Genomic DNA, 12,548 nt, shown 5'->3' on the forward strand with positions numbered 1-12,548 from the left:
CTGTAAATCCCTTATTGTTATATTTAAAATATATAACCTAATTAAAATTTACACAATTATCTGTAAAGACCCATTTAGTTATAAGCATTAGAAAATATCTTAATAACAAACAATCTTTGCTTATTCTCTAATCTGCCCATTGCCTCTAACAATATACTTTAGAGTTGTTAGCTCATTTATACCCATGGGTCCTCTAGCATGAAGTTTCTGTGTACTAATACCAATCTCACCGCCAAAACCAAACTCCGAACCATCTGTAAATCTAGTTGAAACATTAGCATATACAGCAGCTGCATCGACTTCATTTAAGAAAGCCTCTGTATTGGTGTAGCTTTCAGTAACAATAGCTTCTGAATGCATGCTACCGTGAGTATTAATGTGCTCTACAGCTTTATTAATATTTGCTACTGTTTTGATAGACAGTACCAAATCTAAATATTCAGTATCCCAATCTTCTGATATTGCTAATGTGGCATTTTCTAGATATTTCAAACTCTCGCTATCCGCTCTTAACTCTACATTACATTTAATAAGTTCAGTTTCTAATTTTGGTAAAAATTTCTCTGCTATATTTTGATGAACCAAAAGAGTCTCTAAAGCATTACAAACTCCAGGACGCTGGGTTTTTGCATTTATGACTATCTTTATAGCCGTATCTAAATCTGCAAACTCATCAATATACGTATGGCAAATACCTGCTCCCGTTTCTATCATAGGGATAGTAGCTTGCTGTTGGATAGCTTTTTTAAGACTTTTACCACCTCTTGGAATTATCACATCAATATATTTATCGAGTTTTATTAGCTCTGTTACACGCTCTCTAGCAATATCCTCGACTAACTGTACTATATTTTTTGATAACCCATACTTTTCACATACATCTTGGAAAATATTTTTCAAAGCTATATTTGTATGCAAAGCATCAGAACCTCCTCTAAGGATAATGGCATTACCTGATTTCAGGGCTAATGCTCCAGCATCTATAGTGACATTTGGTCGTGATTCAAAAATCATTGCTATAACACCTAGTGGCACCCTAACTTGAGATATGCTCATTCCTTTTGGATGCTTAAAGCCTTTCTCAATCTTACCAGCAGGATCTGCAAAGTCAGTAATTTTCCTGACTCCTTGAGCCATAGATTTTATTCGAGCTGAGGTTAGTATCAATCTATCAACAAATGCTTTTGAGAGACTATTATCTTTAGCATTACCTATATCTTTTTGATTTTCCTGCAAAATATACTCAACATTATCTAATAGAGACTTCTCTAGCTGATATAAAACATTATTTTTAAGCTCTGTATTTAATTTAGCCAGCTCTTTTGCAGCTTGTTTAGCATTTTTACCCATTTCTAAAATAGATATACTCATCTAATGCTCCTTTAAAAACATATTATCGACATGGATAACCTCATTATAATCACGATAGCCTAAAATATTAGCAATTTCAGAACTTTTACAGCCTTTTATTTTTGCTAAGTCTTGTGATGAATAGTTAACTAGACCTGTAGCTATCTCTTGCTGATTAGTATCACTAATACTAACTGTAGCACCCTTTTGAAAATCTCCACTTATTAAAGCAATCCCACAGGGTAAAAGACTTTTCTTTTGTCTTAGTGCTATGACAGCTCCTTGATCAATCACAACTTCCCCACGCTTATGACTACTGTATGTTATCCAATGTTTTTTAGCTGTGATTCCTTTTTTGTTATTTTTTGCAAATAATGTCCCTATATCCTCACCTGAAACTATACCCAAAAGAATTTTAGGATCTTCTCCATTAGCAATAATCATATTAACTCCACCAGCTACAGCAATCTCAGCTGCTTTAATCTTAGATACCATACCACCTGTACCAAACTTAGAGCCAACATCGCCAGCCATTGCTCGAATATCATCTGAAATTTCTAAAATAATATTTAAAAGTTTTGCTGAGCTATCCATATGTGGGTTTACCGTATATAAGCCATCAATATCTGAAAGTAAAACCAATAGATCAGCATCTATTAGATTTGCAACTAATGCAGATAAGGTATCATTATCACCTACTTTTATTTCATCAATAACTACAGCATCATTTTCATTAACTATTGGGATAACTCCTTTTGCTAATAAAGCTGAAAAAGCATTACGCGCATTTAAGTACCTTTCTCTATTAGCAATATCATCTTTTGTTAAAAGCAGTTGTGCTATATTCTTACCATATTCAGAGAAAAGCTTTTGATACAGATGAATCAAAGCTACTTGTCCAACAGCAGCTATAGCTTGCTTCTCAGGTAGAGTTTTTGGCCTTTGTTGTAGGCCTAACTTACCCATACCAGCACCAACAGCTCCAGAGGTTACAAGTATTATTTCAAATCCTTGATTATGAAGGTCTGCTAGCTGTCTAACAAGTTTTTCTATTCGATAAATATTTAACAAGCCTGTTTGGTGAGTTAAAGTGCTAGTACCAACTTTTACAACAACTCTTTTGACTACTTTTAGCAGATCTTTTCTTTGCATATTTTTTGATAATTTATTTATCACTTTAATCAAAGTTTATACTAGCTTATAAGTTTATTTAATACTTTAAATCTGTATTTAGAAAAATTGTGAATTGTATTTAACTGCTTAATAATAAAACACTAAAAACTTTAAATATATAATTAATCCAAAAAGTTTCTGTTATTCTACGACTTGATTATAGAATCTAATTTTAAGGCTCATAATGAGTTGATCATATGGTCAAACTATAGGATGACAAATTGTTTTAAAAAGTATTTGGATTAACTATGTCTAAACTTACCACTCGCCACTTTTATATTTAGTAATAACCTCAAGCACAGCTGGTGCAACAAGTTCTGTATCATTAAAGTCAAACCATTTGATTGCTGAGATCTCAGAGCAAGGCTTAATCTCTTGGTTGATTTCAGCCGTAAAACACTCTAAAGAAACTGTTGTAGTTCTATCATGATTATCTGTAGTTATATTACCCAAATAGCGCATATTATCTGTTGTGATCTACCCCGTCAATTTGAGACACCTATTTTACCCTCTTAGATACCTATCCGAAAAAACCGTACCACTATAAATTATAACTATTTAATAAAGATAAACTACACCAAAACTTAAATTATAATACTCCTGAAAAAGTATATTATTAGAAGGTAAAATTAAAAAATAAATTTGGAATTTAGTAATAAAAAATCATCTATTTTATAATTCCCGTAAAAACACTTCTCTCCATCTTTAGAATATCTAGCATGAACAACTTCATTATCCTGAGTAAACTTCTCACATGCTTTTTTTAAAGCTTTTTTATCAAGATTACCTGTTATTTTATATACTAAAGAAATATTATATTTTGTACTCTCAGGATCAATAGCCCATTCTAAAAAAAATCTCTTCTGATATTCTGATATTGGTAACTCTTTTATCTCTTTCATACATCTCTCTCCAAAAACTGTATATATAATAACAATGCGCCTATCAAGGCTAATATACCCGCTAATATTAATAATATTGGCTCGTGTGCTAATACTAAAAAGCCAATAAAGAATGATGCTATAAACATCATCAATGAGGTTATCTGGCCTAAACTTCCCATGGCTTTACCCTGTTCTTTTTTATCTGTATAATCAGAATAAACAGCCATATATCCTGTATTAGAAAATGGCATGAATATATAAAGTACTAAAGATGCTACCCAGATGATTGCCTTAATATTTACACCATTACCTATATAAATAGATAAGCCCTGTATCAAAAGCATTATCGATATAATTACTATGCTAAATATAATAAGCCTACGAACTTCTACATACTTAGTTAGAATTGGTTGAATTATCAATATATTTAGTGTTAAACCTAAACACATTACTGTAAAGAATATGCCTATAATCTTAGTACTATAATTAAAGCTACTTGCTAAAAATAATGATATTGATTGTATAAATAGTCCTATGGCAAATTGAAATAAACTATAGCTTATAGTTAAAAACCTTAATGATTTATCTGTAAAGATATCAATAATTGCTCTAACTTGAGCTTTAAATGTTTTTGTTTTTTCTAACGACTTATCTAAACTAATATCTCTAAAAGATAAATATATTAGAGCTAGATTAAATAAAGATAAACAAAGAACTATGATAAAAGGAGTAGTTAATGAATATATACCTTTTGCTATAACAGAACTACTTCCTATTAATGGCCCTAATACAAATCCAGCTATAGAGGATAACATTGGCCATCTAAAGTTATTCATCTTTGATTTAACACTTGTACTTAAATCTGCTATCACTGCATTAGCTACTATATAAGTTCCTGAACAAAATCCCATTGTTAATCTAGATAATAGAAATATATATGGATCTCTTACTAAAATTGAGAAACATGCTAATAAGTCACTTAGACATATACCTACTAAGCCTAATAGCATTATTTTCCTTCTACCATATTGATCAGATAATGACCCTAATAAAGGCATCCCAAAGAAACTAGCTAGTGGAAATAAACCAAATGATAATCCATATAGGATATTACTTGATAAAAAACTATTCGATTTAACTAAACCATATTGTGAATTTAAAAACAGTTCTGGCATTATAGGAAATATTAACCCAGCCCCTATAGCATCCACAAATATTAATAAACATAAGCTAAATAGTATTTTTTTATTCAATTAACTAATCTATGTACTCAAAACCGATACTTAACAAAGTACATTAATTAATAATAAATTAACATATGGTTAACAGTAGATTTTGTTATATTTTAAATATATAAGATATACCACAGATATTTCAAAGAGTTACATATAAATAACAAAGCGTAAAATTCTTGTATGATACAGGAATTGGAAATGAACTTTCTATTCTCCATCACAAATCCAAATATTATCAAATAATTCCTTTAGCATATCTCTACACTAACGTTAAAAGTTCTAGAATACAATAACCAAGAAAGTGTTGGATAAAAAATAAAACTATAACTGTTAATATCATTGGAGCAATCAAAAACTTCTTATTTTCATCAAATACTGCAAAGATAATTGCAAATATAATAGATAAAACTCCAGATACTTTTATTGCACCATAAACTGATGTCCAAATAAAGCCATTTGCTTTTAAGATATTGAAAACCTCTTTAGATGATGTCAAATATACTGTTATATAGCCAATGATAAGACCAGATACAAACCAGAATATCGCCATAAATAAGTTCTTTAAAATATAATCAAGTAATATATATGCTTTTTTCATACTAAAGCCTGTGTCCTAAAAGTTTAAATTATCATATAAATGAACTTTTTTAGATTAAACTAGAAAACGAATTGTTTCAATATAAAATTTGCTAGATTGTTTTTTGATACAAAAAATATTCTCAAAATATTAATAAATTACTATGTATTAAACCAGAGCCTCTTTCTTCTCAAGCGTTTTAGTATATAGCTCTTGATACTTAGCAAGCTTACCTTTCTCTGCAGCAACTACAGCCTCTGGAGCATTTGAGACAAATCTTTCATTAGAGAGTTTCTTCTCAACCCTTGCAACCTCGCCTTTTAGCTTATCTAGCTCTTTATCTAATCTTGCTTTTTCAGCCTCAATATCAACCAAGCCTGCTAATGGAATGTTCAACTCAAGTCCTTCAACAATTTGCGATAAAGATGTTGGAGGATTATCATTAAACTCAATATTATTTATCCTAGCTAATGCTTTTATAAAGCCTTCTGTTTGAGCAAGATATTCTTTATCTGTATCAGCAACATCTTTAACAATTAAAGAAATCTCTAAAGATGGCTTGATACCCACTTCACTACGCATATTACGTAAAGTTGTTACAACACTTTGTAACCATGTAATAGCTTTTTCAGCTTCTGGAGCTTCTAAATCTTGAGTAGCTACAGGATAGCTAACATCCATAATTGTCTCTTTAGCATTATCAAGATGAGTTTTTAATTGCTGATAAATACTCTCTGTAATAAATGGTATTAATGGGTGTGCTAAAGCAAGGATATTCTCTAGAACTTTAGTAAGAGTATATTTAACACCATTTTTTTGCTTCTCAGATAAAGATTCATCTTTTAAAGCAACCTTAGCAAACTCAACATACCAGTCACAATAATTATTCCACACAAGATCATAAATAGTATTTGCCACCATATCAAAGCGATAATTAGCAAGTTGTCTATGTATATCAGCTACAGCACTATTTAAAACACTCCAAATCCACTTATCTGCAACACCTAGCTCATAATTATCACAAACTTTATAATCATCTAAATTCATCATCACAAATCTTGAAGCATTCCAAAGCTTGTTACAGAAGTTACGATACCCCTCTACCCTAGCAGTATCAAAACTAATATCACGAGATGTAGAAGCTAATGCGGCATACGTAAATCTCACTGCATCTGAGCCATAAGCACTTATACCTTCTGGGAACTCTTTCTTCGTTGCCTTCTCAATTTTAGCTTTCATTTGTGGCTGCATTAGACCAGTAGTTCTCTTTTGCAAAAGTTCATCTAATGTAATACCATCTATCAAATCCACAGGATCTAAAACATTACCTTTAGATTTAGACATTTTTTGACCTTCACTATCACGAATAAGCCCCGTGATATAGATATCTCTAAACGGTACATCATTCATAAAGTACATACCAAACATCATCATTCTAGCCACCCAGAAAAAGATAATATCAAAACCAGTTACAAGCACACTTGTTGGATAATATTTCTCTAATTCAGGAGTCTTCTCAGGCCAACCTAATGTGCTAAATGGCCATAATGCCGATGAGAACCATGTATCAAATACATCTTCATCTTGTCTGATAGCTACATCATCAGATAGGTTATACTTAGCTCTAACATCTGCTTCATCTTCACCAACATAAGCATTACCAGCGTCATCATACCAAGCAGGGATTCTGTGTCCCCACCAAAGTTGACGTGATACACACCAATCTTGAATATCTCTCATCCAAGAAAAATATGTATTTTTCCAATTATCAGGTACAAATCTCACCGTACCATTCTCTACAGCTTCTATCGCAGGTTTTGCAAGCACATCCGCTTTAACAAACCATTGCTTAGTTAAATATGGCTCTAAAACTTCTCCTGTTCTATCACCAGTAGGCACTTTAAGAGCATGTGGCTCTATCTTATCTAACAAGCCTAGTGCATCCATATCAGCAACTATCTGCTTACGTGCTGCAAATCTATCTAAACCTTGATATTTTGACGGTACATTTGTATTTAGGGCTGCATCATCTGTTAAGATATTCATCATTGGTAAATCATGTCTTTTACCCATTTCATAATCGTTAAAGTCATGAGCTGGAGTAATCTTTACACAACCTGTACCAAAATCTTTCTCAACATAGTCATCTGCTATAATTGGAATTTGTCTATTCGTAAGTGGTAGATTTATCATTTTACCTACTAAATGAGTATATCTTTCATCTTCTGGATGAACTGCAACAGCCATATCACCAAGCATTGTCTCTGGACGAGTTGTTGCAATTATAATCTTCTCATCACTATCAGCCACCGGATATATAAAATGCCATAAAGAACCCTGTTTATCTATCTGGGCAACCTCTAAGTCTGAAACTGCTGTTTTTAGCTTAGGGTCCCAGTTTACTAGTCTCTCACCACGATATGCTAAACCATCTTCGTATAATTTGATAAAACACTTCTTAACAGCATCAGATAAGCCATCATCCATTGTAAATCTCTCACGATCCCAATCTGGAGATGCTCCGATTCTACGCATTTGTGATGTGATAGTGCCACCTGATAGTTCTTTCCACTCCCAAACTTTACTTACAAAATTTTCACGTCCCAAGTCATGTCTTGAGATACCTTGGGCATTAAGTTGTCTTTCAACTACCATTTGTGTCGCAATACCAGCATGATCAGTACCTGGTTGCCAAAGTGTGTCTTTACCCGTCATACGATTAAATCGTGTAAGAATATCCATCAAAGTCATCTGGAAACCATGTCCCATATGTAGCGTACCTGTGACATTAGGTGGTGGTAGCATTACTGCAAATGTATCTTTAGAATTTGTATTCCCACAAGCAAACTTACCTGAAGCTTCCCAATTTTGATAATTAGACTGTTCTATTTCTTTTGGATTATAGTTTTTATTCATTTGTTTAAGCCTTTATGATGCTGTAAATATGTAAATTTATAGAAAAATTAATGCAGATAATTTTAACAATATTGTCCCTAAAAATATATATGTATAAAAACTACAAATTAAATATTCTTTAAAACTTTGTCATTTAAACAAAATACTTTCTAGAAAAATAGCAAAATCTTTGTCAAACTCATAAATAGATATTTATTTCTCTAACCCAAAATAATGATCACAGAAAAAATTATTAGGACTATAAATACAGCCGCGGATAAAGCTGGCGTAATTCTTAATAAGTATTATCGTAAAGCTAATACAATAGTATCAAAAGATGACAACTCTCTTGTAACTCTAGCAGATCAACAAGCTGAGAGAATCATTAGAGAAACAATATTAGAGAACTTTCCTGATCATGGCATAATTGGCGAAGAAGAAAGTACAGTAAATCCAAATTCAGACTATATGTGGATAGTTGATCCAATAGATGGCACCGATAGTTATATTTTAGGAAGACCACTTTTCTGTATTCTAATAGGACTATTTTATAAAGGTGAGGCTATATTTAGTCTTGTTGATCAGCCATTTACTAATGAAAGATGGACAGCATATAACAATAAATCCATATACAACAAAGATACTATTATAAAAACTAGTGGTAAAAAATCTCTTCAAGACACTAAGATTATTTTATCTTCTCCATATCTTTTTGAGAATAAAACTAACTTTATTAAAGATATTCGTAATCAAGCAAAAATAGTTGCATGGGAAGCCGAAGCTTATGCTTTTGGTTTGCTTGCTATGGGAAGTATAGACATAGTAATAAAACCTATGTTAGATACTTACGACTACCTTCCTGTTATCAAACTGATACAAAACTCAGGAGGTGCAATAGCTGCAGCAAATGGCGATACGCTCACTATGGATTATACTGGCGATATAATAGCCACCTCTAGCAAAGAACTTTTAGACGATATAATCAAAATTTATAACTACGAGGAAATTTTACAATGAATGAAAAACAATTAGCTAAATTTAAGATCATTCTGACCTTTGTTAGTCTGAGTATACTAACATGTGGTCTACCTACGTTTGTGATGCAAGCTGTCACATACTATAAGATATCCCATAGTGCCGCCGGATCCTTAGAGAGCTACCAAAACTTAACTAGAATTGTTCTATCTTTTGTAATGTTTGCTTTACTGATGAGAGTCGGATATAGAAAGTCTTTAATGCTAAATTATGTTGTTCTTTTTGCTTTTTGCTTTTTCATCCCTTTTGTAAACTCTATTTGGATGATTCGAGGTTATCTTGTATTAATTGGTATCTCAAACGTGGTTTTAAAGGTGGTTGCATATAGTTCTGTAGGACTTGTAACTGACACCAAAGAAGAGCACGCCAGCTTTATAAACCTCATGGAAGGAATATATACTTTTGGTAGCTTTGGTGGTATGTGGATGTTCTCATACTTCCTAGAAAGAAATCCCGCTCTTTGGACATATGCTTTCTGGGTAATTTGTGCTTTATGTCTTATCTTATTCCTACTTTGGACATTTACACCATTTGATGAGAGTAACATACAAGATCAAGAAAGTAAGCCTATCCTTAAACAATATAAAGAAATATTAACTCTACCACTAGTAACTCTAATAATCTTTCTAATTTTATTTGCTTGTTATGAATCTCTAGAACAAGGAGTTGGATCATGGTTAGCTGCTTTCTATAATCAGATATTAGAAATTCCAAAATTCATAAGTGTTCAGCTAGCAAGCCTATTTACCCTAGGTTTAGGTTTAGGTAGACTTATTGGCGCTATATTTACTAGATATATATCTTGGTATAAGTATTTCTTTATTAACTTTATTATCTCTTTGATACTTATAGCTGTAACATTAAGCAATATTGTTCCAGGTGCTGGAGTAGATGCTTCAAACATATTTAGTGTACCGATAATCGCATATGGGCTGCCTGTCTTAGGTATTCTTATTGGTCCTGTATACCCTACTCTTGTATCTCTTATGATGACTAGTCTTCCAAGAGGAAAGCATGCACTAATGATAAGCTTAGTTATGATAGCTGGAGCTATTTTTGATAGTGGATCTTCAAAAATACTAGGTATATTATTTGGCTCAATAGGTGGTGTCACTGCTTTTGCAATAGTGACTGGATTTACAATATGTGTACTTATAGTACTAGTACTGCCTTTTGCAAAACTAACTCATAGTGATAAAGAAAACGAAGCAATATAATTTTTAGATTAAAGTTTTATAGTTTTCTTATTATTCTCAAAATAAACATTTATAGTTATAGGCTCTTCAGCTTGTATTTCCAACTTAGGGAAGCCATCTTCTTCTATAATTGAGCTATCACAAGATAGTTTAAGTGTATTTTTTTCTCCAAAAGGATAATTAGATACTCCAAACTTCTCATCTTTTAGATTTATATGCCAATGAATTTCATTATTAGGTACGTCTGGCTGAACGCCAAAAACATTTTCAATAAGTACATTTATTGCAGATAGACCCGTCCAACCAACGAAATCTGGTTTTGCTGGTTTTGCTGGGACAATTTTTTCAGGTGCATAATTCTCCCATAAAGTTCCTGTATCTTCAAAAACTTTCACAACATTAGTATTATGGTTTAAGGCAATATCAAAAGCTAAACGATGCTCATTGTACTTCTCTAAACCTTTTAAAAGCATGTAATTAGTCGGTGCCCATACACCGCCCTGCCAATACCTGCCAAGATCATTATACTTATCGTCATCATGTGATAGTGATGGAACCATATGAGCTCTTTTAAAGTACTTATCATCACTTAGATACTGGCACATATTTTTAACTCTACTTTCAGAAAATATCTCAGCTTCAAGCCCCCAAAAAGCTCCTATAGATTTAGCTGTATTTAAACTACCATCTTTTAACCTGTCATAATAAAACTTAGTTTTTTTATCATACATCTGTTCATTAACAAACTTTTCTAAAGCCTCAGTCTCATCGATTATATCTTCGATCTCTTGCCATCTCTCGATCACCTCACCAATAGCCATCAAGATCTTACCTGAGAGGATTTGCTGTAAATTTGTATCTAACCAACTCATATGACCATGACTAAAATTTTGGTTATATCCTGCTTCTAAGCGTGGCTGATTATCCATACCTGTACCCCAGCCACTTGAAAAGTAACTTCCATCCTTCCAAGTACGATATTCCTTAAGCCACTTATGATATGCAACTAAAACTGGGAAGATCTTTTCTAAACGAGCCACATCAGAAGTATGCTGAAAATATATCCATTCAGCCCATGGAAATAAGTTTGGTCCGGTACTTACAAGATCATACCTATGAAACAAATCTTGACCAGTTTCGGCACTTATCTCTCTACAGATAAAACCATCTGGATGCTGCTTTGCATAAAAGTTATCTAAAGTTGCTTGAAAATCAAAAGCTCTACGTCCATAGATACCAAACATCATCATAAAAGATGTGTCCCACATAAAAATATTGCCATTATATGCAGTATCAATAAAATTCTTAATAAAGCCACTTTCTGGTGTAGGTTGTTTTAAATTATCAAATGCTATTTGCCATGCTTTCCAATAGCAATCAATATGAGCTTGATGATCTTGCCAATAAACTTGTGGTAACTTATCTTTAACATCCTCAAACTTAGGTAGTGCAACAGCTTCAGGCTTTTGCTTAATAAATTCATTTTCACTAACTAAGGGATTTAAAATATAGGTTTTTTTATACATATGTATCTACTATAAATTTATGCTATCTAAGTGAATTATATCTAAAATAATGACTCTTCTACAGCTTCAAGAGCAAACTATGACAAAGATCTATCAACACCTCTTTTTTTCCAGATGATAATACCTATAACAGATGTTAGCATATATACAAGTTGCATTAGTGATAGATAATAATTATGGACCATAAAAAACATTACTGTCTCTAAAGCATTTAATGTAATCAAAAAAAGCCAACAATAAATACTTCTAACTGCCATTAAGAATGTTGCTATAAGACCCATAGATGCAACAACAGTATCTAAAATTGGTAAAGGATTATTTGTAAACTGAATCTGAATCATAGCAACAATCAAAACTACTATCAAATAAGGTATCAAATGCCATTTTTTAAAATAGTAAATAGATGTTTTCCAATTTAAAAAGCCTAAAAAACAAACAATCGCGGCTAAAGCTCTAATGATAGCATTAGCATATAGGCCATCAGAAAATGTAAAAGCTGATAAACTTACAAAAAGAAAAGTCCCTAAGAGTAAATTTATCCTCCATCCAACGACTTGTGTAAACTGTGTTATGTATCCTAGTATAGATATTGCTAATTCCATTATTTTTCGACCCTTTACAGACTTTTGTGTAAATTTTTCATAGGCTACCAATCCTATCTTCAAATTTAATCATAA

At 32.2% G+C, this 12,548-nt stretch carries 11 protein-coding genes; 2 read left to right on the top strand and 9 right to left on the bottom strand.

Features of this window, described 5'->3' with window-relative positions; translation table 11 throughout:
* Window positions 1–120 precede the first annotated feature (120 nt).
* The 7 genes from AB8E56_RS09810 to AB8E56_RS09840 all read right to left on the bottom strand — a co-directional run bounded on the left by AB8E56_RS09810 (window position 121) and on the right by AB8E56_RS09840 (window position 8,135).
* The gene (locus AB8E56_RS09810; RefSeq protein WP_329480575.1) at window positions 121–1,371 is read right to left on the bottom strand and encodes a glutamate-5-semialdehyde dehydrogenase; all 1,251 of its coding nucleotides are present in this window, start codon (window positions 1,369–1,371) and stop codon (window positions 121–123) included.
* Window positions 1,372–2,502, bottom strand: coding sequence for a glutamate 5-kinase (proB, locus tag AB8E56_RS09815; protein WP_329480577.1), 1,131 nt, complete (start codon window positions 2,500–2,502; stop codon window positions 1,372–1,374).
* 279 nt (window positions 2,503–2,781) lie between these two features.
* Window positions 2,782–2,985 (bottom strand): hypothetical protein, encoded by a 204-nt coding sequence (locus AB8E56_RS09820; RefSeq protein ID WP_329480579.1) that lies wholly within the window; start codon window positions 2,983–2,985, stop codon window positions 2,782–2,784.
* Between the two features lie 167 nt (window positions 2,986–3,152).
* The gene (locus AB8E56_RS09825) at window positions 3,153–3,425 is read right to left on the bottom strand and encodes a condensation domain-containing protein (RefSeq protein ID WP_329480581.1); all 273 of its coding nucleotides are present in this window, start codon (window positions 3,423–3,425) and stop codon (window positions 3,153–3,155) included.
* Window positions 3,422–4,660: an MFS transporter gene (locus tag AB8E56_RS09830; protein WP_329480583.1), complete on the bottom strand. Its 1,239-nt coding sequence runs from the start codon at window positions 4,658–4,660 to the stop codon at window positions 3,422–3,424. The genes AB8E56_RS09825 and AB8E56_RS09830 overlap by 4 nt, the downstream gene beginning before the upstream one ends.
* Window positions 4,661–4,901: 241 nt before the next feature.
* Window positions 4,902–5,240, bottom strand: coding sequence for a hypothetical protein (locus AB8E56_RS09835; protein WP_329480585.1), 339 nt, complete (start codon window positions 5,238–5,240; stop codon window positions 4,902–4,904).
* A gap of 147 nt (window positions 5,241–5,387) precedes the next feature.
* On the bottom strand, window positions 5,388–8,135 hold the full coding sequence (locus AB8E56_RS09840) for a valine--tRNA ligase (protein ID WP_329480587.1): 2,748 nt from the start codon (window positions 8,133–8,135) through the stop codon (window positions 5,388–5,390).
* Between the two features lie 213 nt (window positions 8,136–8,348).
* Between AB8E56_RS09840 and AB8E56_RS09845 the strand changes: the two genes are divergently transcribed.
* Entirely contained in the window at window positions 8,349–9,131 is a 783-nt protein-coding gene (locus AB8E56_RS09845) for an inositol monophosphatase family protein (RefSeq protein WP_329480589.1), read from the top strand.
* The gene (locus AB8E56_RS09850) at window positions 9,128–10,366 is read left to right on the top strand and encodes an MFS transporter (RefSeq protein WP_329480591.1); all 1,239 of its coding nucleotides are present in this window, start codon (window positions 9,128–9,130) and stop codon (window positions 10,364–10,366) included. Before AB8E56_RS09845 ends, AB8E56_RS09850 begins: the two co-directional genes overlap by 4 nt.
* 8 nt (window positions 10,367–10,374) lie before the next feature.
* On the opposite strand, the gene AB8E56_RS09855 is transcribed toward AB8E56_RS09850, so the two are convergent.
* Together AB8E56_RS09855 and AB8E56_RS09860 are read right to left on the bottom strand one after the other, a co-directional pair.
* On the bottom strand, window positions 10,375–11,871 hold the full coding sequence (locus AB8E56_RS09855; RefSeq protein WP_329480593.1) for a trehalase family glycosidase: 1,497 nt from the start codon (window positions 11,869–11,871) through the stop codon (window positions 10,375–10,377).
* Between the two features lie 77 nt (window positions 11,872–11,948).
* Entirely contained in the window at window positions 11,949–12,473 is a 525-nt protein-coding gene (locus AB8E56_RS09860) for a nicotinamide mononucleotide transporter family protein (protein WP_329480595.1), read from the bottom strand.
* Window positions 12,474–12,548 lie beyond the last annotated feature (75 nt).

The sequence above is a fragment of the Francisella sp. 19X1-34 genome (assembly GCF_041102755.1).
Classification (GTDB): Bacteria; Pseudomonadota; Gammaproteobacteria; order Francisellales; family Francisellaceae; genus Francisella.

What these genes read in the sequence shown, in the direction of transcription:
- AB8E56_RS09810 (WP_329480575.1), bottom strand. Translation starts at nt 1,371, where the DNA reads ATGAGTATATCTATTTTAGAAATGGGTAAAAATGCTAAACAAGCTGCA.
- proB (WP_329480577.1), bottom strand. Translation starts at nt 2,502, where the DNA reads ATGCAAAGAAAAGATCTGCTAAAAGTAGTCAAAAGAGTTGTTGTAAAA.
- AB8E56_RS09820 (WP_329480579.1), bottom strand. Translation starts at nt 2,985, where the DNA reads ATGCGCTATTTGGGTAATATAACTACAGATAATCATGATAGAACTACA.
- AB8E56_RS09825 (WP_329480581.1), bottom strand. Translation starts at nt 3,425, where the DNA reads ATGAAAGAGATAAAAGAGTTACCAATATCAGAATATCAGAAGAGATTT.
- AB8E56_RS09835 (WP_329480585.1), bottom strand. Translation starts at nt 5,240, where the DNA reads ATGAAAAAAGCATATATATTACTTGATTATATTTTAAAGAACTTATTT.
- AB8E56_RS09840 (WP_329480587.1), bottom strand. Translation starts at nt 8,135, where the DNA reads ATGAATAAAAACTATAATCCAAAAGAAATAGAACAGTCTAATTATCAA.
- AB8E56_RS09845 (WP_329480589.1), top strand. Translation starts at nt 8,349, where the DNA reads ATGATCACAGAAAAAATTATTAGGACTATAAATACAGCCGCGGATAAA.
- AB8E56_RS09850 (WP_329480591.1), top strand. Translation starts at nt 9,128, where the DNA reads ATGAATGAAAAACAATTAGCTAAATTTAAGATCATTCTGACCTTTGTT.
- AB8E56_RS09855 (WP_329480593.1), bottom strand. Translation starts at nt 11,871, where the DNA reads ATGTATAAAAAAACCTATATTTTAAATCCCTTAGTTAGTGAAAATGAA.
- AB8E56_RS09860 (WP_329480595.1), bottom strand. Translation starts at nt 12,473, where the DNA reads ATGGAATTAGCAATATCTATACTAGGATACATAACACAGTTTACACAA.